The organism is Rhodanobacter panaciterrae, assembly GCF_014651895.1.
In the GTDB taxonomy this organism is placed as follows: domain Bacteria; phylum Pseudomonadota; class Gammaproteobacteria; order Xanthomonadales; family Rhodanobacteraceae; genus Rhodanobacter; species Rhodanobacter panaciterrae.
Map to the genome: position 1 here is coordinate 1,327,688 of NZ_BMXT01000001.1, position 20,705 is coordinate 1,348,392.

General features: G+C 63.2%; 20 protein-coding genes and 4 tRNA genes. 9 read left to right on the plus strand and 15 right to left on the minus strand.

Annotation, left to right across the window (positions count from 1 at the left end):
* Positions 1 to 48 precede the first annotated feature (48 nt).
* Positions 49 to 1,281, plus strand: coding sequence for a TraB/GumN family protein (locus IE071_RS06175; protein WP_189440220.1), 1,233 nt, complete (start codon positions 49 to 51; stop codon positions 1,279 to 1,281).
* 85 nt (positions 1,282 to 1,366) lie between these two features.
* Positions 1,367 to 1,453: transfer RNA gene (locus IE071_RS06180), tRNA-Leu, on the plus strand.
* A 126-nt stretch (positions 1,454 to 1,579) separates the two neighbouring features.
* On the opposite strand, the gene IE071_RS06185 is transcribed toward IE071_RS06180, so the two are convergent.
* The gene (locus IE071_RS06185) at positions 1,580 to 1,966 is read right to left on the minus strand and encodes an HU family DNA-binding protein (RefSeq protein WP_189440221.1); all 387 of its coding nucleotides are present in this window, start codon (positions 1,964 to 1,966) and stop codon (positions 1,580 to 1,582) included.
* A 246-nt stretch (positions 1,967 to 2,212) separates the two neighbouring features.
* Here IE071_RS06185 and IE071_RS15835 point away from each other — a divergent pair, with 246 nt between their 5' ends.
* Positions 2,213 to 2,518, plus strand: coding sequence for an EAL domain-containing protein (locus tag IE071_RS15835; RefSeq protein WP_229792774.1), 306 nt, complete (start codon positions 2,213 to 2,215; stop codon positions 2,516 to 2,518).
* A gap of 282 nt (positions 2,519 to 2,800) precedes the next feature.
* Here the strand turns inward: IE071_RS15835 and IE071_RS06195 are convergent.
* From IE071_RS06195 to serC, 9 genes are all read right to left on the minus strand, one after another.
* Positions 2,801 to 2,874 (minus strand) — tRNA-Cys (locus tag IE071_RS06195).
* Between the two features lie 82 nt (positions 2,875 to 2,956).
* Positions 2,957 to 3,032, minus strand: a tRNA-Gly gene (locus IE071_RS06200).
* 144 nt (positions 3,033 to 3,176) lie between these two features.
* A tRNA-Gly gene (locus IE071_RS06205) sits at positions 3,177 to 3,252 on the minus strand.
* A 72-nt stretch (positions 3,253 to 3,324) separates the two neighbouring features.
* A complete protein-coding gene (gene pgsA, locus IE071_RS06210; RefSeq protein ID WP_189440222.1) occupies positions 3,325 to 3,939 on the minus strand; it encodes a CDP-diacylglycerol--glycerol-3-phosphate 3-phosphatidyltransferase in 615 nt (204 codons plus the stop codon).
* A 72-nt stretch (positions 3,940 to 4,011) separates the two neighbouring features.
* The gene (uvrC, locus tag IE071_RS06215; protein ID WP_189440223.1) at positions 4,012 to 5,838 is read right to left on the minus strand and encodes an excinuclease ABC subunit UvrC; all 1,827 of its coding nucleotides are present in this window, start codon (positions 5,836 to 5,838) and stop codon (positions 4,012 to 4,014) included.
* A 46-nt stretch (positions 5,839 to 5,884) separates the two neighbouring features.
* Positions 5,885 to 6,664, minus strand: coding sequence for a 3-deoxy-manno-octulosonate cytidylyltransferase (gene kdsB, locus IE071_RS06220; protein WP_189440224.1), 780 nt, complete (start codon positions 6,662 to 6,664; stop codon positions 5,885 to 5,887).
* A gap of 62 nt (positions 6,665 to 6,726) precedes the next feature.
* On the minus strand, positions 6,727 to 8,034 hold the full coding sequence (aroA, locus tag IE071_RS06225; protein ID WP_229792775.1) for a 3-phosphoshikimate 1-carboxyvinyltransferase: 1,308 nt from the start codon (positions 8,032 to 8,034) through the stop codon (positions 6,727 to 6,729).
* A 19-nt stretch (positions 8,035 to 8,053) separates the two neighbouring features.
* Positions 8,054 to 9,142 (minus strand): prephenate dehydratase, encoded by a 1,089-nt coding sequence (gene pheA, locus IE071_RS06230; RefSeq protein ID WP_189440226.1) that lies wholly within the window; start codon positions 9,140 to 9,142, stop codon positions 8,054 to 8,056.
* Positions 9,143 to 9,216: 74 nt separating this feature from the next.
* Entirely contained in the window at positions 9,217 to 10,302 is a 1,086-nt protein-coding gene (gene serC / locus IE071_RS06235) for a 3-phosphoserine/phosphohydroxythreonine transaminase (RefSeq protein ID WP_189440227.1), read from the minus strand.
* Positions 10,303 to 10,436: 134 nt separating this feature from the next.
* On the opposite strand from serC, the gene IE071_RS06240 reads away from it, so the two are divergent.
* Positions 10,437 to 11,420, plus strand: a complete 984-nt coding sequence (locus IE071_RS06240) for a LysM peptidoglycan-binding domain-containing protein (protein WP_229792776.1) — start codon at positions 10,437 to 10,439, stop codon at positions 11,418 to 11,420.
* 60 nt (positions 11,421 to 11,480) lie between these two features.
* Here IE071_RS06240 and IE071_RS06245 read toward each other — a convergent pair whose 3' ends face one another.
* From IE071_RS06245 to IE071_RS06255, 3 genes are all read right to left on the minus strand, one after another.
* Entirely contained in the window at positions 11,481 to 13,184 is a 1,704-nt protein-coding gene (locus IE071_RS06245) for a protein kinase domain-containing protein (RefSeq protein ID WP_189440228.1), read from the minus strand.
* 10 nt (positions 13,185 to 13,194) lie between these two features.
* Positions 13,195 to 13,719: an FHA domain-containing protein gene (locus IE071_RS06250; protein ID WP_189440229.1), complete on the minus strand. Its 525-nt coding sequence runs from the start codon at positions 13,717 to 13,719 to the stop codon at positions 13,195 to 13,197.
* 124 nt (positions 13,720 to 13,843) lie between these two features.
* The gene (locus IE071_RS06255) at positions 13,844 to 14,611 is read right to left on the minus strand and encodes an FHA domain-containing protein (protein WP_189440230.1); all 768 of its coding nucleotides are present in this window, start codon (positions 14,609 to 14,611) and stop codon (positions 13,844 to 13,846) included.
* Positions 14,612 to 14,691: 80 nt separating this feature from the next.
* Between IE071_RS06255 and IE071_RS06260 the strand changes: the two genes are divergently transcribed.
* Both IE071_RS06260 and infA read left to right on the plus strand, forming a co-directional pair.
* Complete coding sequence (locus IE071_RS06260; RefSeq protein WP_189440231.1) at positions 14,692 to 14,967, plus strand: polyhydroxyalkanoic acid system family protein; 276 nt, start codon at positions 14,692 to 14,694, stop codon at positions 14,965 to 14,967.
* A gap of 107 nt (positions 14,968 to 15,074) precedes the next feature.
* Positions 15,075 to 15,293, plus strand: coding sequence for a translation initiation factor IF-1 (infA, locus tag IE071_RS06265; RefSeq protein ID WP_007508585.1), 219 nt, complete (start codon positions 15,075 to 15,077; stop codon positions 15,291 to 15,293).
* A 140-nt stretch (positions 15,294 to 15,433) separates the two neighbouring features.
* Here infA and clpA read toward each other — a convergent pair whose 3' ends face one another.
* Together clpA and clpS are read right to left on the minus strand one after the other, a co-directional pair.
* Positions 15,434 to 17,707 carry an ATP-dependent Clp protease ATP-binding subunit ClpA gene (gene clpA / locus IE071_RS06270; protein ID WP_189440232.1) on the minus strand — a complete coding sequence of 758 codons (2,274 nt, stop codon included), beginning with the start codon at positions 17,705 to 17,707 and terminating at the stop codon, positions 15,434 to 15,436.
* Between the two features lie 66 nt (positions 17,708 to 17,773).
* Positions 17,774 to 18,100, minus strand: coding sequence for an ATP-dependent Clp protease adapter ClpS (gene clpS, locus IE071_RS06275; protein WP_158753515.1), 327 nt, complete (start codon positions 18,098 to 18,100; stop codon positions 17,774 to 17,776).
* A 122-nt stretch (positions 18,101 to 18,222) separates the two neighbouring features.
* Here clpS and IE071_RS06280 point away from each other — a divergent pair, with 122 nt between their 5' ends.
* Genes IE071_RS06280 through hflD form a run of 3 tightly spaced genes read left to right on the plus strand, consistent with a single transcriptional unit; the run spans position 18,223 to position 20,487 of the window.
* Positions 18,223 to 18,708, plus strand: a complete 486-nt coding sequence (locus IE071_RS06280; protein WP_189440233.1) for an NUDIX hydrolase — start codon at positions 18,223 to 18,225, stop codon at positions 18,706 to 18,708.
* A complete protein-coding gene (mnmA, locus tag IE071_RS06285; RefSeq protein WP_308427765.1) occupies positions 18,705 to 19,853 on the plus strand; it encodes a tRNA 2-thiouridine(34) synthase MnmA in 1,149 nt (382 codons plus the stop codon). Before IE071_RS06280 ends, mnmA begins: the two co-directional genes overlap by 4 nt.
* 10 nt (positions 19,854 to 19,863) lie before the next feature.
* Positions 19,864 to 20,487 (plus strand): high frequency lysogenization protein HflD, encoded by a 624-nt coding sequence (gene hflD, locus IE071_RS06290; protein WP_189440234.1) that lies wholly within the window; start codon positions 19,864 to 19,866, stop codon positions 20,485 to 20,487.
* Positions 20,488 to 20,705: the final 218 nt, after the last annotated feature.

The following is a 20,705-nucleotide window of genomic DNA, read 5'->3' on the forward strand; positions in this document are numbered from 1 at the left end:
GGGCGTCCCCATGCTTGGATTTCCCCTTGAGACCGGCCTGCTGATCGCATGAGTGTTCCCGAAACCGACCTTGTCCTGTTGCCTGCCCTGCAGGGCCAGCCGATCGAACGCGTGCAGCGTGACGGCGTGGAATATGTGGTGCTGGGCACCGCGCATGTCTCGCGCAGCAGCGTGGACGCGGTCGAGGCGCTGCTCGCGCATGAGCATTTCGATGCGGTGGCGGTGGAACTTTGCGACAGCCGCGCGCAGAGCATGCGCGATCCGGAAGCGTTCAAGCAGATGGACCTGTTCAAGGTGATCCGCCAGGGCAAGGCCGGCATGGTCGCCGCCAGCCTGGTGCTGTCGACGTTCCAGAAACGCCTGGCCGATCAGTCCGGCATCCAGCCCGGTGCCGAGATGAAGGCGGCGATGGATGGCGCCGATCAGCGCGGCCTGCCGCTGTGGTTGATCGATCGCGAGGTCGGCACCACGCTCAAGCGCGCCTGGCATAGCGTCGGCTTTCTGCAGCGTTTCGGCCTGCTCGGCGGCTTGCTGGCCAGCGTGTTCGAGCGCGAAGAGATCGAACAGGGCGAGATCGAGAAACTCAAGCAAGGCGACTTGCTGGAAAGCGCGTTCAGCGAATTCGCCAGCGAATCGCAGCCGTTGTATCAAAGCCTGATCAGCGAGCGCGACGCGTTCATGGCCGCACGCCTGCGCGAGGACGCGATGCGTTCGGCGACCAGCGAGCCACGCCGCGTGCTGGTGGTGATCGGTGCCGGCCACCTCAAGGGCTTGTGCGAACTGCTGCGCACACAGCAGGATGATCCGGCCACCAAGGTCGCCGAACTGGCCGCCACGCCGCCCAAGGCACGCTGGCCGAAATGGCTGGCCGCGGCCGTGGTGCTGCTGGTGTTTGCCGCCATTGCCTTCGCCTTTCATCGCAATGCCGCGTTGGGCACCCAAGCACTGATGTCATGGGTGCTGTTCACTGGCGGCTTCGCTGCGCTCGGCGCGCTGGCCGCCGGCGGTCATCCGCTCAGCATTCTCGCCGCCTTCATCGCCGCACCGATCAAACCGTTTCGTCCCGGCATTCCCGCTGGTGGCATCAGTGCGATGGCCGAAGCCTGGGTGCGTCGCCCGCGCGTGGTCGACTTCGACACCTTGCGCGACGACATCGTGCACTGGAGCGGCTGGTGGAAGAACCGCGTCGCGCGCACCCTGCTGAACTTCTTCCTAGTCAGCGTGGGCACGATCATCGGCGAGTACAGCGCGGGCATCCACATCTTCAAGAGCCTGCTCTGACCCACACAGCGCGCTGAGCGAGCTCGGCGTGCATGCTACGATTCGCGCCGCCTGCAGCCCTGTCTGCAGGATGCTTCAACATCCAGCCCGGATGGCGAAACTGGTATACGCAAGGGACTTAAAATCCCTCGGCCGCAAGGCTATGCGGGTTCGACCCCCGCTCCGGGCACCAAGCACCAAGCGTTACGCCGAGCGCGTTTCGCCAAGAGCAGAATCTTTCCACTGCACATGCAAAAAGTGCGACGGACAAAGCCGTCGCACTCTGATGACATACTCTCGTTGGAGTGGGTCAGAACTATCAGGCTGCAGCGTCCTTCAGCTTCTTCAGCGGACGGATCTTGACCTTGACCGACGCCGGCTTGGCGGCGAACCACTGCTCTTCCTTGGTGAACGGATTGATGCCCTTGCGCTTCGGCTTGGCCGGCACGCTGACAGCGGAAATCTTCAGCAGGCCAGGCAGCATGAAGGAACCGGAGCCCTTCTTGTGCACCGATCCAGCGACAGCGCCTTCCAGCGCGGCCATTACAGCGCGCACGTCCTTCGCAACGACACCGCTCGCCTCGACGATATGCGCTACCAGTCCGGACTTGCTCAAGGCTTCCTTGATCGGCTTGGGAGCGGCAGGTGCGGCCTTCGCCTTGGGTGCTGCTTTGTTCTTGACTGCTGCCTTCTGCGTCTTTGCCATGGATTTCCCCGTCGTCAATGATTGATGGAATGTTTGGATGCCTCGCGGCAGGTTGAATGTAGGGGATTTTTGCGGCGTCGCCAACGGCTTCGAGCAATAAAACGTGCTTTTTTCCCGCAAAAACCGCAAAACGTGATCAATCGAAGCCCGTTGTGGCTGTTCCAGGACTGGTAAGGGCTCGGTGTGGATTTTGGCGAGCGCATTTCGGCCAATGTCGGCCCATGACAAATCACCCACCCGCAATTCGTGCAGCACACCGAGGCGCAAGTCGCCAGCGCTGGCATCGATCCGTCCCAATTGACTCTGGAGTTGACCGAAAGCGCCATGCTCGCTGATTTCGATGTGGCGATGCAGACGCAGCACAGACTGTCGACGATCGGATTTCGACTGGCGCTGGATGGTTTCGGCACCGGCTATTCATCGCTGGCTTATCTGCAGCAATTGCCATTGGATGAACTGAAAATCGACCAGGCATTCATCAGTGCGCTGCAACCTCCGTCGCCGATCCACTGGTTGGCCTCATCGTCGATGTCGGCCGTCGTCTGGGCATGACCACCATTGCTGAAGGCGCGAGACCTGGCAGCAGAAGGTCATGCTAGACAGGCCGCTGACCGTAACCGATTTCCAAAGGCGATTAACCGTGCATGCTGCGACCAGCCATTCGGTGAAGGCAGCCGCCAGCTCTGACGCTCAAGCCCCAGCCGTCGAGTAGTTCAACAAATTTGGCGACGTCTGGACTGCGCATTGAGCTGCACATGCGTGGGCCAATTTCAGGCAACAAAAAAACCCGCCTCAGGCGGGTTTTTTGGGGCTGGGTCGCAGCCTGTTACGCAATGGAGGCCTAGGTCGGAATCGAACCGGCGTACGCGGCTTTGCAGGCCGCTGCATGACCACTCTGCCACCAGGCCATTGCTTGATGCATCGCGATCATGATGATCGCAGGTGCTTTTAAAAAACAAAACCCCGGTGGGCCGAGGCTTTGCTGAAATCTGGAGCGGGAAACGAGACTCGAACTCGCGACCCCGACCTTGGCAAGGTCGTGCTCTACCAACTGAGCTATTCCCGCATCTGAGCGGCGAATGATAACAGAACGATGACGGTTGTGAATAGCCGTGACCGCCTTTTATCGATCCGATTCGCCGCCCGCGCGAATCGCGCCCAAGCACTGAAACGACAAAGCCCCGAACAGGTCAGGGCTTTGCAGAAAAACTGGAGCGGGAAACGAGACTCGAACTCGCGACCCCGACCTTGGCAAGGTCGTGCTCTACCAACTGAGCTATTCCCGCATTGGAGCCGCGCATTCTAATACGTGAATGCAGATCGTCAAGCCCGTATCGATCACACCGGCATCATGGCATTCACGCATCGTCATTTCCGCTGGATGGTTGTGACGGCGTATCACCGCGCAGGATCGGCCATGCCGCACGCAGGTAGTACAGGCCGGACCAGATCGTGAGCACGCCGGCAATCACCAGCAAGGCCTCGCCGATGTGGTACAGGCGCAGCGCCGTGGCTTCCTTCTCGTGCTGCACGATCAACACCACCAGCGCGACCATCTGCATCACAGTCTTGAGCTTGCCGACGAAGGCGACCTTGACCGCGGCACGCATGCCGATTTCGGCCATCCATTCGCGCAACGCCGACACGCTGATTTCGCGCCCCACGATCACCGCAGCAGTCACCGCCATCACCACACCAGACCAGCCGTTGCTGTGATGGGACTCGACCAGCAGGAACAGCGTCACCGCCACCATCAACTTGTCGGCAACCGGATCGAGAAACGCGCCGAACGCCGAAGTGAGATTCATCCGCCGTGCCAGGTAACCGTCCAGCCAGTCGGTGAACGCCGCCAGCACGAACACGATCGCCGCGGTGATGTTGTGGCCCGGGAACGGCAGATAGAACGCCACCACCATGACTGGCAGCAGCGCGACGCGAAACAAAGTCAGCCAGGTCGGCAGGTTGATACGCATGATTTGTTCCAGTGATTTGTCGCAGTTTCGCACGTCATCGCGTCACTGCCGAGTAACGGCGGGCGCCTATGCTCAGCCGTGCAGGCTGGCATAGATGCGTTCAGCCAGGCCGCGATCGATACCCTTGACCTGCATCAGCTCCTCGATGCCAGCGCTCTCCACGCCCTGCATGCCACCAAACGCCTTGAGCAACGCCGAGCGCCGGCGTGCGCCGATACCGGGCACATCTTCCAGTACGCTGCGCTCACGCGCCTTTTCGCGACGCTTGCGATGACCGCTGATCGCGAAGCGATGAGCTTCGTCGCGCACGGCGGCAACCAGATGCAAGGCTGGCGATGATGAACCGGGATGCAGTTCGTGTCCGGAGTCTGCAAGCACCAGCGTTTCCTCGCCGGCCCGCCGACCCGGTCCCTTCGCCACGCCAACCACCTCGATGCCGCTGACGCCAAGTTCCTTCAAAACGTCCAGCGCCTGCGCCACCTGCCCGCTGCCGCCGTCGATCAGCAGGACGTCCGGGCACACGCCCTCGCCTTCCGCCACCTTGCGGAAGCGGCGGGCCAGCGCCTGATGCATCGCGGCGTAGTCGTCACCGGGCGTGATGCCGGCGATATTGAAGCGCCGGTAATGCGACTTCTCCGGCCCTTCCGGCCCGAACACCACGCACGAAGCAACCGTCAGCTCACCCATGGTGTGACTGATATCGAAACATTCGATCCGTCGTGGCGGCGCCGCCAGCTCCAGCACTTTCTGCAGATCATCGAAGCGCGTGCCCAAGGTCTGCCGGCTGGCCAGGCGGGCGGTCAGCGAGGCCTGTGCATTGCGCTCGGCCATCTGCAGGAATTGCGCGCGATCGCCGCGCACGCTGGACTTCAATTCCACCGCGCGACCGGCATGCTCGGTCAGCAACTCGGCCAGGATCTGCTGGTCGACCAGGGTCTCACCGAGGATCAGCTCGCGCGGCACCGGCCGGTCCAAGTAGTACTGCGCGATGAACTGGGTCAGCACGTCGGCGGGTTCAGCGTCCAGCGGCAGCCGTGGGAAGAAGTCGCGCGTGCCGAGGCTGATGCCGTTGCGGAAGAACAGCACGCTGATGCAGGCCATGCCCGCTTCGATGCGGCAGGCGATCACATCCATGTCGGCGCTGGCACCGTGCACGTGATGCTGCGCCTGCAACTGGCGCAGGGCGGCGACCTGATCGCGCAGTTTGGCCGCGCGCTCGAACTGCAGCGCCTTGCTGGCCTGCTCCATTGCCTTGGCCAGCTCGTCGATCACGGCATTGCTGCGCCCTTCGAGAAACATCTCGGCATGACGCACATCACTGCGGTAATCGTCGATGCTGATCAACTGCACACACGGCGCGGTGCAACGGCCGATCTGGTGTTGCAGGCACGGCCGCGAGCGGTTGCGGAAATAGCTGTCCTCGCACTGGCGCACCTTGAACAGCTTCTGCATCAGGCTGAGGCTTTCGCGCACCGCATAGGTGCTTGGATACGGCCCGAAGTAGCGCCCCGGCAGGTTCTTCGCGCCGCGATGGAATGCCAGTCGCGGATAGTCCTCACCACCGGACAGGTAGATGTACGGATAGCTTTTGTCGTCGCGCAGCAGGATGTTGTAGCGCGGTTTCAGCGACTTGATCAGCTGCGATTCCAGCAGCAGCGCCTCGCCCTCGGTGCGCGTCACGGTAATCTCGACGCGAGCGATCTGCGCCACCATCGCGGCGATGCGCGGCTCCATCCGCGGCTTCAGGAAATAGCTGCCGACGCGCTTCTTGAGGTTGCCGGCCTTGCCCACGTACAGCAGATCGCCGGCGGCGTCGAAATGACGATAGACCCCGGGCGAGGACGTTAGCGTGCTGACGAAGGCCTTGCCGTCGAAGGGTGGCGGTTGCGCGGGCTGCATGGATGGATTCTAGCGGTGCGGATGAGTCTCCGACCGATGTGGAGGCTCAATGCTGCGTGCGCAACCACTGCTCGGCGCGTTCGAGATCGGCCAGCGTGTCGATGCCGGGCGGAAACGGCTCGGGGGTCAGCCGCACGGCAATCGCATGGCCGTGTTCCAGCACGCGCAACTGCTCCAGCGATTCGGTCTGTTCCAGCGGCGTGCGCGGCAGGCGGGTATAGCGATCCAGAAATCCGGCTCGATAGGCGTAGATGCCGATATGCCGCAGAAACGGCGAGCCAGACGGCAATGTCTGCCGATCGACGGCAAACGCATCGCGCGCCCATGGCAACGGTGCCCGGCTGAAGTACAGCGCCCGCCCGCTGACGGTGCGCACCAGTTTCACCACGTTCGGATCGAACAACTCTTCGGCATCGATGATCGGCGTGGCCAGGGTCGCCATCGGCGCATCGTCGCCGGCCAGCGCCTGCGCCACGGCACGAATGCCGGCGGCTGGCGCAAACGGTTCGTCGCCCTGCAGGTTCACCACGATGCTGTTATCGGCCCAGCCATAGTGCGCTGCGCATTCGGCCAGGCGGTCGCTGCCCGAGGCGTGGTCGCTGCGGGTCATGCAGATTTGCACCCCTGCTAGCCCGGCCAGTGCATCGGCGATGCGCTGGTCGTCCACCGCCACTACCACTTGGCTCGCGCCGGCCTGCAATGCGCGTTGCGCCACCCGCACCACCATCGGCACACCGTCGATCTCGCGCAACGGCTTCGCCGGCAGGCGAGTCGAGCCGTAACGGGCAGGAATGGCGACGATGAATGGGGGCACAGCGTTGGACATGGATAATCCTTCAACCAGGCGACAAGCGTGACCGCAACGATACATGCACCCGCGCGGGCAGGTCAGCCCACATCCTGTAACGCGAAGCCGCAGCCATTGGCCAGTTCGAGAAAACCGGGAAACGAGGTGGCGACGTGGCTGCAGTCGTTGATCCGTACCGGACCGCTCGCGACCAGCCCGGCCACCGCGAAGCTCATCGCAATGCGATGGTCGAGATGGCTTTCCACGCTGCCGACACCGAGCTTGCCGCCGTGGATGATCGCGCCGTCCGCGGTTTCCTCGATCGGTGCACCGAGCACGCGCAGACCAGAAGCCATCGTCGCGATGCGATCGGATTCCTTGACCCGCAATTCGGCGGCGCCGCGAATGACCGTGCTGCCGCTGGCGACGGCGGCGGCAATGAACAGCGCCGGAAACTCGTCGATCATGTCGGGCACCAGCGCCTCGGGCAGCTCGACGCCATGCAGCGGTGCGTGGCGCACCAGCAGATCGCCGACCGGTTCGCCGCCACTTTCGCGTTGGTGCTCGATCGTGATGTCCGCGCCCATCAATCGCAGCGCATGCAACAGTCCCGTGCGGCGCGGATTCAGGCCGACCGCCGGCAGGTGCAGCTCGGAGCCCGGCACGATGCTGGCGGCGACCAGGAAGAAGGCCGCCGAAGAGAAATCGGCGGGCACGTCCACATCGGTGGCGTGCAAGGTATGGCCGCCTTGCAGCTTCGCGCGGCCCGGTTCGAACGTAATCGGCCAACCGAATGCGGCCAGCATGCGTTCGGTGTAGTCGCGGGTCGGGTGCGGCTCGAGGATCTCGGTGTCGCCAATGCCGTACAGGCCGGCTAGCAACAGGGCGGACTTCACCTGCGCACTGGCGACCGGCAGTTCGTAACGGATGCCGTGCAGCGGCTGTCCACCGTGCACTCGCAGCGGCGGCAGACCGTCATGTGTGTCGATGCGCGCACCCATCAAGGTCAGCGGATCGGTCACACGCCGCATCGGCCGCTTCGATAGCGAGGCGTCACCGATCAGCGTGCTGTCGAACGCCTGCCCGGCCAACAAGCCAGTCAGCAGGCGCATGCCCGTGCCAGCATTGCCGCAATCCAATGGTGACGATGAACCACACAGGCCATGCAGGCCGACACCATGTACCACGCGCTCGCCTGCTGATGATGTATCGATGCGTACGCCGAGCTGTGCCAGCACGGCGGCCGTGGCGCGGGTGTCCTCGCCTTCGAGGAAGCCGCGGATGCGCGACTCTCCTTCGGCGATTGCAGCCAGCATCAGGGCGCGATGCGAAACCGACTTGTCGCCGGGCACGCGCACGCTGCCGCGCAGAGGCTGGCCCGGTCGGCTGCTCCAGTCGAGACGATTCAATCCATTGCCTCCATGCGGCTCAAGGCAACGCGACCGGGTAGGAACCCAGCACGCGTATCGTCGCCGACGACTCACCGATGTCATGCACGGCGGCCTGCAACGCCTCGCCGTCGATATGGCCGGAGACGTCGATGAAGAACGCGTACTGCCACTTGCCGGTATGCGCCGGCCGCGACTCGATCCGGTTCAGGCTGATGCCGTGCTTGGCGAACGGGCTGAGCACGTCGTACAGCGCGCCGGGCTTGTCGTTGACGGTGATCAGCAGCGAGGTGCGATCGTTGCCCGACGGTGGAAACAGCGAACGGCCGATCACCAGGAAGCGGGTGGTGTTGTCGGCGCGATCCTCGATGCCCTGTGCCACGGTCTTGAGGCCGTAAATCTTGCCGGCGGTTTCGCCAGCAATCGCCGCGGCGTCATCGGCATGCCGGGCCAGCCGCGCAGCCTCGGCATTGCTGCCGACCGCGATGCATTCGACGCCCGGCAGATTGATGCGCAGCCAGGTCTTGCACTGTTGCAGCGACTGCGCATGCGCGTACACCCGCTTGACGTCTTCCAGCTTGCCGGCCTGCGAATGCAGGCACTGGTGCACGCGCAACTCCACTTCGCCGCAGATGGTGGCTTCGGAGGTGAGGAACATGTCCAAGGTGACCTGAATCATGCCCTGCCCGGAGTTCTCTACCGGGACTACGCCGAAATCCGCGTGGCCGGCGGCAACTTCCTGGAACACTTCCTCGATGCTGCCCAGCGGCAGGCCGTAAGCCGCGTGGCCGAAATGCTTGCGTACGGCCTGCTCGCTGAACGTGCCCTCCGGCCCGAGAAAGCCGATCTTCAGTGGATCTTCCTGTGCCAGGCACGACGACATGATCTCGCGGAACAGGCGCACCATCTCGGTATCGGAAAGCGGGCCGCTATTGCGATCCACCACCATGCGCAGCACATGGGCTTCGCGTTCGGGGCGGTAATAGTCGATAGCCGAAAGCCCGGTACCCTTCACCTTCGCGACCGTCTGCGCATGGTTCGCGCGCTCGGAAATCAGCTGCTGGATCTGCCGGTCGATGCTGTCGATACGCTCGCGCATCTCGCTCAACGGTGTTTTTTCGTCGGTCATGCTTTAGCCGCCTGGAAGTAAAGAAGTCCAAATGATGGACAGGCATCATGCCCGAGGATAGCCTCCTTGGCCAATCAGCCGTGACGCTGGGCAAAGTCCTGCATGAATGCTGTCAGCACCTTCACGGCTTCCAGCGACACCGCGTTGTACAGCGAGGCACGCATACCTCCCACCGCCTTGTGACCTTTCAGCGCAAGCAGACCCGCGGCTTCGGACTCCTTCAGGAACGCCGTATCCAGCGCGGCATCGTGCAGGGTAAATGGCACGTTCATGCGTGAACGCGCAGACGGCTCGACCGGGCTGCGGTAATAACCACCCGACCCGTCGATGGCCTGATACAACAGCTCGGCCTTGGCGCGATTGCGCTCGCCGATCACCGCAATGCCACCCTGCTCCTGCAGCCACTGGAAGGTCAGCCCAGCCAGATACCAGCCCCAGGTATTGGGCGTGTTGAGCATCGAATCGTTCGCCGCGTGCTCGGCGTAGCGGAAGATCTTCGCCATCGGCCGACCAGCCCGCTGCAGCAGATCGCGGCGGATGATCATCAGCACCAAGCCGGAGGGGCCGATGTTCTTCTGCGCTCCAGCGTAGATCAGCCCGAAGCGCGAGACATCCAGCGGTTCGGACAAGATGTTCGAGGACATGTCCGCCACCAGCGGCACCGCATCCACATCGGGAATGTTGTGGAATTCCACGCCGTGGATCGTCTCGTTCGGCGTGTAATGCACATAGGCGGCCTGCGGATCGAGTTGCCAGCTTTCTCGTGCCGGCAGCTTCAGATAGTGATCGGCCTCACCGCTGGCGGCCACGTTCACTCGCACATAAGTCGCCGCCTCGCTGACCGCCTTTGCGCTCCAGTGGCCGCTGACGATGTAGTCAGCGCTGTCGCCGGCACCGGCCAGATTCATCGGGATCTGCGCGAAGTGCTGGGTTGCGCCGCCTTGCAGGAACAGCACGGCGTAATCGGCGGGAATCGCCAGCAGCGCGCGCAGATCGGCTTCGGCCTGTGCGGCCATCTCGATGAAGCGCTTGCCGCGATGGGACTGCTCCATCACCGAGGCGCCGCTACCGTTCCAATCCAGCATCTCGCGCTGGGCGCGTTCAAGTACCGCCTGTGGCAAGGCTGCCGGACCGGCGCTGAAATTCCAGACTCTGCTCACGTGCGCTTGCGTCCCGTCGAGGTGTTTCGCGCATTATGGCGCGGCGCAGCATGAAGCGGTCAACTTCGAGCTTTCGATGTTGACTTCCGGTCACTTGCGTAGGCTCGATGCGGTCGCGTCCGGAAACTTTGGCAGTGGCCAAACCCGCCGTTACACTGGTGGAACGGTCTGGCAAGCAGGTCGTGGGCAATCATCATCAGGGGCGTATGACATTGGCAACGCAGTCTCGTTTCGTCGGATCGTGGCTCAGACAAGCCATGCTCGTGGCCGTCCCGTTGAGCTTGCTGGGCGTAGCAGGTTGCGCTCAGGTCAATGCACTCAAATCGAAGGTCAATGGAAATTCGACCACCACGAGCGTGACGACGGTTACCCAGCCGCAGACCAGGCCGACACAACCATTCACTGCAATCGTTCACGAGCTTCAGCTCGGCCACTACAGCGACGGCGAGCAGGATCTGCGGCAGTATCTGACACAGCATCCAGGCGACCACCCGGCACAAGCCATGCTGCGCCAACTCACGGTCGACCCCAAACAGTCGCTCGGCTCCCGTTCGCGCTCCTATGTGGTGCAGGCTGGCGACTCATACAGCACCCTGGCGGCCCGCTATCTGGGCGACCCCGGATCATTCCTGATCCTGGCGCGCTATAACGGATCGACCAACCCATCCGTGTTGCGCACTGGCGAAACGATACATCTGCCTGTGTCCAGTTCCGGACCCGGCAACACCACCGATCCGGCGGCATCCACTGGCGACATGTCACTTTCATCCGGGGACAGCGCTCCCGTGGCCGAATTGCCGACCGCAAAGGCACAGCGATTGCAGAGGGAGAGCCTGACCCTGCTCGATCAAGGACAGAATGATCAAGCCCTTACGCGGCTCGGCGAGGCCCTGTCCATCGAACCCAGGCTGAAACCCGCCGGACCACAAGCCGCCGCGCTGCGCGATCAGTTGCTGGGTTCCTACCACGAGCGCGCGATCGTGCTGTATCGCGATCAGCAACTGGATCAGGCCATCGCGTTATGGGATCGCGTGCTGGCGATCAACCCGAATTACGAGCCGGCGGTCATCTATCGGGCGCGGGCGCTCGAGCTCAAGCATCGGCTGAAACAGATTTGAACTTTGCCGCGGATCGGGCCCGCCCTGTCACCCGGCACGCTGGATGAAAAATGGCATATCTCAGGTCGGTTCTTCATCAACCACGGCGGGTCTGATCATTTGCGTCGGTTGTGCGACATCGTCTGCGGCGACACGAGGGGATCGTTGTTCCGCAATATGGTGCCGCGTCTGCAGTGCGCCATTCATCAAGTTGAAAGCACTGAACAGTCGACCCAGCTCGTCCCTGCGTTCAAGGCGGATGCGGTAGCGAAAATCTCCCTGCGCAACCCGGACCAAGGCATCGCCGAGCATGTCCAGCAACGCCAGTGGTCGCCTGAACAGCCAGTAGGCGGCACCGACCAGGGCAACGAGCGTCAGCACGAGCACGGCAACGATGACCCACAAGGTCGTCTTCTGCGCCGCGCGCAGAGGCTCGTTGCTGATGCCAAGGCGTAGTTCACCGACGGTCTTGGTCTGGTAACTGATAGGTACGTCGAACAGCAGCATCTCGTCGTGACGCGTGCCGTCCACAACCTCACTGCTGTAGCTTTCGATGCCGTCCGATGACGACAGGTGTTTCTGCACGGTCGAAGCAGCCAATTTCTGCCCGATCTCCGCCTGATGCGTGCTGGCAATGATGTCGCCATGCCGGTCGGCAATGGCGAGATAGTGGATCTGCTGATTGCGTGCGACATCTTCCACCAGCGCGCGGGTGGCGGCGTGATCGCCAAGCAGCAGGTTCTCCGCCGATTCGCTGGCGACCATGCGTCCCAATGAGCTGCCAAAATCCAGTGCCAGACCGGTGACAGCAGCGTTCTGCTTGGCATGAATGGCTGCCAGACCCAGCAGCAAGACAAGGCACAGTGTGGCTCCCAGCACACCAGCCCAGCGCAATCGCAGCGAGATGATGCGGTTGGCCAAGGGCCTTTCATGCAATCGTTCATACTCGCGACGTGCTAGGCGCAGATCGTCGATGACTTCGGCACCGCGCTGGTAGCGTGCCTGTACGGTGGGAGCAAGCAAGGCATGCACGATGTCGGTCAGCATCGGCGGCGTGGCGGGATCATGTGGTTCGACTGAAGGGAGTGGCGAACGTTGCCGCTCCCTGATCAGGCGTCGCACGTCACTGGTTTCCGACCAGGGCAATTTGCCGGTGATCAGCCAGTAAAGCACCACACCCAGCGAAAACAGGTCACTTCGTGCATCGGCGGCCTCACCGCGCAAACGCTCCAGGGCCATGTACGCCGGCGTTCCACCAATCTCCCGACGCTCACCACCGTCGATATCGTGCATACCGCGACGATCGGCAATGCCGAAGTCGCTGATCTTGGCGGAGTGCAAGCCCTCGGCCAGCATGATGTTTTCCGGCTTGATGTCATGATGGATGACACCTTGCGCGTGGGCATAATCGAGTGCCGCGGCGATCTGGCTGGCCAGCTCGATGACCACCGGCAGAGGTGGCAATCCCTCGCTGGCGATTCGGCTGGCAAGCGTCTCGCCGGAGAGGCGCTCCATGGCGATGTACGAGCGGCCGTCATCGGTCTCGCCCGCATCGAAAATCGTGACGATGTGGGGGTGGGTCAAATTGCCCGCCGCGCGGGCTTCGACCAGGAACCGTTGCCTGTAGTCGGGATCGGAGGCCACTTCCCGGTGCAGGCACTTGATGGCCACCTGGCGTTCGATGCCGGGATCGAAGCCGGCATAGACGACAGCCATCGCTCCTTCACCGAGGATGCCCTCGATGCGATAGCGACCAAGGGTTTTCGGCCAGGCACGCCCGCTCATCGAAGTGACATCAGAAAAGCCACCAGGCCCACGCAGCCACGCCGGCCAGCACGATCAGCCCGAGCGCAAGGAGAACAGCGCGCCGTGGGCCGGCGGAGCCGTGATCGCGGGTCAGGAACACCAGCTCGGCATCCCCGAAGCGGATGTGATCGCCGTGCCTGAGCGTTGCCTGGTGAATCCGCTTGTCATTCACGAACGTGCCATTGGTCGACAACGTGTTCATGATGATGCAGCGCCCTTGCTGATTCGTGATCCAGGCATGTGAGGAGGAGACGCTCGGGCCACTGACAACAATATCGTTGCTGGCGAGCCGGCCGATCGTCTGACGGCCCGGATGAATGGAAAACCGTCGTCCTCCGAGCTCCGGACTGATGCTCTCCAGAACCGGTTTGTGCACGCTGGGCCGTTCTTCGGGTGCCTTGTGTGCCTCGGACGCGAATTGACGCAAATCCTCTTGACTGAAGAATCGCGTCCCCTGCGGGCCGGAGGAACGCCGTCCGGGTGTGGCAGGCAAGATCGGGCGTGGGGTATCCATGGGGCGCTTCAGGCATCGTATCTGCCGGCATTGTAGCCGACCGCATGGCGGGTTCCGGCCGTGCATCACAAATCGTGAGAGCAATGGTCCCGAGTCCCGGGGGTCTGTCGCGCCACCGGCAGACTCAGAAACGGATCAGCAACACCAGTGCGATACCCAGCGCCAGCACGGCGGCGGTAACGATCAGCCACCACACTTCGCCCGTTGGGCCAGCGGCCTCTTCGGGCAGGTGTGTCGGCAGCGGTTCCGCCATCACGATCTCGGGTTCGGGTTCCATGCCAGGTGCCTCGACCACGAAACGATGCATGGCCACGCCGATCTGATCGTCGGGCAGCAGCGCCACCCGCTGCACGGCAACACCATTGACGCGCAGCGGGTGACGTTCGGATGGCTGGGTCGCTTCAAGCCGCAACTGACCGCCGTCCCAAAAAAGGCGCATTGCGGTGACGTCACCTTGCGGCAGCTCCAGTGCGCAACGGCCTTGCGGTCCGAGCTCCAGACTGTCCTGCAGCGACAACACCCGCCCGGACAATGGCCCGGCCACGGCGCGCAATGCCACCGTGCAGCGCCCCTGCTCCGGCACGCTCAGCGGCGGACGCAGGGCCGGATCCTGATCGGCACGCAGCAGCATGCGGCAGTCGCCGACGCTGACCACGTCGCCGGCACGCAGCAAGGCACGTTCGCGTACCGGCCGCGCATTGACGTAGATGCGGTCGGCCGACGGCAACACCTGCAGCACCCAGCCGCGACGATCCTGCTGGATGCGCAGGTGCTGGGGCGCTGCCTGGCTGGCCGCCAGCACGAGGTCATTGTCGGGCGCGCTGCCAATACGCAATTGCGCCTGCGTCCAGTGGAAATCCTCACGGGCCGCATTGGGAAATTCGATACGCATGGATCAACCGCCGGAAAGACCGCGAAACTCTAGCATGCAGCCGCATGGCATTAAGATGGGTTCTTCCCACGGAGCCCGCCATGCCCAAGATCGATATCCACCGTCCGCATCAACTGTCGATCGCCGAGGCTCGTGCGGTGGTCGACCAGGTGGCCGCGCGCATGCACGAAAAGCTGGGCATGGAGGGACAGTGGCAAGGTGACACATTGCGCTTTTCGCGGCCCGGGGTGACCGGCACGATCGCCGTCAGCAGCGATGCCATCCAGGTCCATGCGGAACTGGGCCTGATGCTGTCGCCATTGAAGGGCATGGTCGAGCAGGAGATCCGGCGCAAGCTGGATGAGCATTTCGCCTGATCCGGATGGATCAGGGCATTCCTTGATGTTTCTTTAACCAAATCCCTATTCGTGGCATAATCGTCGGCTTACGCAGCCATGACGGCTGCGCGTGAACCCCGGAACACATGGCCAAAGACGACGTCATCGAAATGGAAGGCACGGTCCAGGAGACCTTGCCCAACACCATGTTTCGTGTGCAATTGGAAAATGGGCACGTGATCATCGCCCACATTTCCGGCCGCATGCGCAAGCACTACATCCGCATCCTCACCGGCGACAAGGTCAAGATCGAAATGACCCCGTACGACCTGAGCAAGGGACGCATCACGTACCGCATGAAGTAACCCTGCGGTCACGCCGTGGCTGTCGCGCCAGCGCGCAGCGATCCGGTAACGGGATAGTGGTGTCTTATTGATGCAAAAGGCGGCGCAATGCGCCGCCTTTGCTTTGTCCTGCGTTTGGCCATCGAGGCCGGTCGGTGTGTTTACCCAACCACCACCGGCAGCTTTTCAGCTGCTTCGCAATCGACCTTCAGCTCGCCGTCGCGCACGCTCAGGCGCACCACGCCGCCCTCGGCCAGCTTGCCGAACAGCAGTTCGTCGGCCAACGCACGCTTCACCTTCTCCTGGATCACTCGTGCCATCGGCCGTGCACCCATCTGCGGATCGAAGCCATGCTCGGCCAGCCAGCGGCGGGCATCGGCGTCCACGTCCAGGCTTACGTGCTTGTCGGTCAACTGGCTTTCCAGTTCGATCAGGAACTTGTCGACCACGCGCAGGATGTGCTCGAAGTCGAGCGCGCTGAACTGGATGACCGCGTCCAGCCGGTTGCGGAACTCCGGCGTGAAGATGCGGCGGATCACTTCCATCGCATCCGACTCGTGCTTCTGCTCGACGAAGCCCATGCTGCGCCGCGCGGCGATCGCTGCGCCCGCGTTGGTGGTCATCACCACCACCACGTTCTTGAAGTTCGCTTCGCGACCGTTGGTATCGGTCAGCACGCCGCGATCCATCACCTGCAGTAGGATGTTGAACACATCCGGATGCGCCTTCTCGATCTCGTCCAGCAGCAGCACCGCATGCGGATGCTTGGTCACCGCCTCGGTCAGCAGGCCACCCTGGTCGAAACCGACATAGCCCGGAGGTGCGCCGACCAGCCGCGACACCGAATGCCCTTCCATGTACTCGGACATGTCGAAACGGATCATCTCGATGCCCAGCTGCATGGCGAGCTGCTTGGTCACTTCGGTCTTGCCGACACCTGTCGGACCTGCAAGCAGGAAGCAGCCGATCGGCTTGGACGGATCGGCCAGGCCCGAGCGGGCCATCTTGATCGACGCAGCCAGCGCCTCGATCGCAGGATCCTGGCCAAACACCACCATCTTGAGGTTGCGTTCCAAGTTGCGCAGCACGTCGCGATCCGACGCCGAGACCTGCTTGGCCGGGATCCGCGCCATCTTGGCGATGATGTACTCGACCTCGCTCACATCGACCTTGCCGGTGCGCTGATCCAGCGGCAGCAGCCGTTGTCGCGCGCCCGCCTCGTCGATCACGTCGATCGCCTTGTCCGGCAGCAGCCGATCGGGAATGTGCTTCACAGACAGGTCCACCGCAGCCTTCAGCGCCTCGTTGGTATACGCCACATGGTGGTGTTCCTCGAAGCGCGAACGCAGGCCCTTGAGGATCTCGATGCTGTCGGCCACGGTCGGCTCGACCACGTCGATCTTCTGGAAGCGACGGGCCAGCGCGCGGTCCTTCTCGAACACGCCACGATATTCCTGGAACGTAGTCGAACCGATGCAGCGCAGCTCGCCGGAAGCCAGCATCGGCTTGATCAGGTTGCTGGCGTCCATGGTGCCACCCGACGCCGAACCGGCACCGATGATGGTGTGGATCTCGTCGATGAACAGGATCGCGCCAGGCTGCTTCTTCAGTTGGGCGATCACGCCCTTCAGGCGTTTCTCGAAATCGCCACGGTACTTGGTGCCGGCCACCAGAGCGCCGAGATCCAGCGACCAGATCGTGGCGCTTTCCAGCACCTCCGGCACCTCGCCATCGACGATGCGCTTGGCCAGACCTTCGGCCAGTGCGGTCTTGCCCACGCCGGCTTCGCCGACATACAGCGGGTTGTTCTTGCGCCGGCGGCACAGCACCTGGATCGTGCGCTCGATCTCGTCGGCGCGCCCGATCAGCGGGTCGATCTTGCCTTCCAGCGCCAGTTCGTTGAGGTTGCTGGCGAACTCGTGCAGCGGATTGCCCTTCGGCTCGCCGCCCTCCTCGCCTTCGCGCTCGCCGCCACCGGACACGCCGGCCGCCGGCTCGTCGCCGATCTTGGCGATGCCGTGCGAAATGTAATTGACCACGTCGAGCCGGGTGATTTCCTGCTGGTGCATGAAATACACCGCGTGCGAATCCTTCTCGCCGAAGATCGCCACCAGCACGTTCGCGCCGGTGACCTCTTTCCGTCCCGAGGACTGCACGTGGTACACGGCACGCTGCAACACGCGCTGGAAACCCAGCGTCGGCTGCGTGTCGCGCTCATCGCCGTGCGGCAATACCGGCACGGTTTCGCTGATGATGCGCGTCAGTTCGCTCGACAGTCGTGGCAGATCCACGCCGCAGGCGCGCAGAGCGCCCAGTGCCGACTGGTTCTCAGTCAGCGCCAGCAGCAGGTGCTCCACCGTCATGAATTCATGGCGTTGTTCGCGGGCCTGCTTGTAGCAATGGCCGATGGTGACTTCCAGATCCTTGCTGAACATTCGGATCGTCTCCGCTTGAAAAGTTGAGCGGCCTTCAGCGCCGCGATGAGCACAAAATGGGGTCGCTCAGAGCTTTTCCATAGTGCACAACAACGGGTGCTGATGGGAACGTGAATATTCGTTGACGTGGGTTACCTTGGTTTCAGCCACCTCGCGAGTGAATACACCACATACGCCCTTGCCACGGGTATGTACATGCAGCATCACCTGTACCGCCTGCTCCTGGTCCAGGTTGAAAAAGCCGCGCAACACCTCGACCACGAAATCCATCGGGGTGAAGTCGTCATTCAGCAGCAGCACCTGGAACAGTGGCGGTCGCGCCACCTCGGGTTTGGCGGTTTCCAGCGCCAGACCGCGGCCGCTGTCGTGCTCATGTTCGGATTCGTGGGCCATGGTTTCTTGGGGTGTGATCTCTGATACGAAGTATACGCCGCGCTGGATAAGTAGCTCTTTGCAGCGACCGTCTGCATAGGTAATGGCACAATGGCGGCTTTTCCAGCCCCTTGCCGTTCCCCATGGTCGATTCCGTCCCCACTGCCGAGATCTGGCGCCCGCACGTCACCGTTGCCTGCGTGGTGGCTGACGGCGACCGTTACTTGATGGTGGAAGAAGAAGTAAACGGTCGGCTCGCCTACAACCAGCCTGCCGGCCATCTGGACGACGGCGAAAGCCTGGTTGCGGCCGCCTTGCGCGAGACGCTGGAGGAAACCGGCTGGACGGTGGAACTACAGCACCTGATCGGCGTGCACCAGTGGCGTAGCACCGAGCATGGTGACGCGGTCGTGCGTTTCAGCTTCGCCGCCCGTGCGGTCAGCCATGATCCGGATCGCCCGCTGGATACCGACATCCGCCGCGCGCTGTGGCTGACCCGTGCCGAAATCGCCGCACTGGGTGATCGCCTGCGCAGCCCGATGGTGCTGCTGAGCATCGACGCGTGGCTGGCAGGCCAGCGCCTGCCGCTGGACATGCTGAGTTATCTACCTGAAGGCGATCCGACGTGAAGGTGATGCTGGGCATCTCCGGTGGCGTCGACTCCTCGGTCGCGGCCCTGCTGCTGCAACAGGCCGGTCATCAGGTCGAAGGCCTGTTCATGCAGAACTGGGAAGAAGACGACCGCTCTGGCCCCTGCACCACCGACGCCGACCGTAAGGACGCCGTGGCCGTGTGCGGACGACTCGGCATCCCGTTCCATGCGCGCAACTTTGCCGCCGCCTACTGGGACGGTGTGTTCGAGCATTTCCTCGCCGAATACCGCGTCGGACGCACACCGAACCCCGATGTGCTGTGCAACCGCGAGATCAAGTTCAAGACCTTCCTGGACGAAGCGCATGCGCTGGGCGCCGAGAAGATCGCCACCGGTCACTATGCCCGCGTCGATTTTCACGAGGGCCAGCACCGCTTGCTGCGCGCGGTCGATACGGCGAAGGATCAGAGCTACTTCCTGCACGCGCTGGGCCAGCAGCAGCTCGCCGCCACGCTGTTTCCGCTGGGCGAGATCGAGAAGCCCCGCGTGCGCGAGCTGGCCCGTGAGGCGGCGTTGCCGACGCACGCGAAGAAGGACTCCACCGGCATCTGCTTCATCGGCGAGCGCGATTTCCGCAGCTTTCTGGCCCAGTACATCCCGGCCCGACCCGGCGAGATGCGCACGCCCGACGGCGAGCTGATCGGCGAGCACCAGGGTGTGATGTATTACACCCTGGGCCAGCGCAACGGGCTGGGCATCGGCGGCCGTCACGGCGCCAGCGGCGAGGCATGGTACGTGGTCGGCAAGGATGTGGCCGCGAACGTGCTGTACATCGCGCAAGGCGGCGAGAACCACTGGCTGTATTCACAGCGACTGCAGACGGAAACGCCGACCTGGGTCGCCGATGCAGCGCCGGCTGCCCGCTTTCGCTGTACCGCCCGCACCCGCTATCGCCAGCTCGACCAGGCCTGCATCGTCGACGTGCACGACGACGGCCTTGAGGTACGCTTCGACGAACCGCAGCGCGCAGTCACCCCGGGGCAGTCGGTGGTCTTCTACGATGGCGAGGTCTGTCTCGGCGGCGCGGTGATCGCTGCCACCGATGCGCCCTACGGTGGCCTGCTGCCGGCCTTCACTCCTTCCCCCACGTCCCCTGCAAGAGAATCGCAACCCCGTGTTTGAAACTTTTTCCATGAACGAAGAGCGCGTGCTTGCCCTCGCCGGCCTGTTCCAGGCCTGTGCGTTGGCGCAACAGCTGGCCAACGAAGGCCGCTGCGACGACGGTGCGATGGAGGCCAGCGTGGCCAGCGTGTTCCGCATCGATGCGCCCTCGGTGGTCGGCGTGTACGGCAATATCTCGAACGTACGGATCGGCCTGCGCAACCTGATCGCTCAACTCGATGAAAGCGACCGCGACATGTCGGTCACCCGCATGGTGGTGACCGTGATGCGACTGGAGCGCAGTCTGACCGGTCGCCCCGAGCTGCTGAACAAATTGCAGCAAGGCATCGTCGCCGCCCAGCGGCAGGTCGAGCACTTCGGCCAGGACTCCACGCAGGTCGTCAGCCGGCTGGCCGAGCTGTACGCCTCCACCCTGTCCACCTTGAAGCCGCGGGTGATGGTCAGCGGCAATCCGCAGCAGCTGCAACTGCCGGTCGTGGTGGAAAAGGTGCGCGCCAATCTGCTCGCCGCCGTGCGCTCGGCGGTGCTCTGGCGGCAGGTCGGCGGGCGCCAGTGGCAGCTGCTGCTGTACCGGCGCCAGTGCAGCATGCTGGCGCGCGGGTTGCTGACCGGGGCGACGCTGGACAACCGCTGACGGCAGCCGTCCACGATGCCTGAAAAGCAAACGGCGGGCATAAGCCCGCCGTTTTCCGTCCATGGGTGACACTCCCTTGCGATAATCTTGATCACTGCCGCTTCGACCACTGCTGCAGCTGCAGTGTGCAGCGGTCGTGTGACAGTTTCTGAACGACGATTTGACGCTTGGATGAATCCAGCCGCATCGCGACGCACGCCGCTGGCTCAGTGGAACGC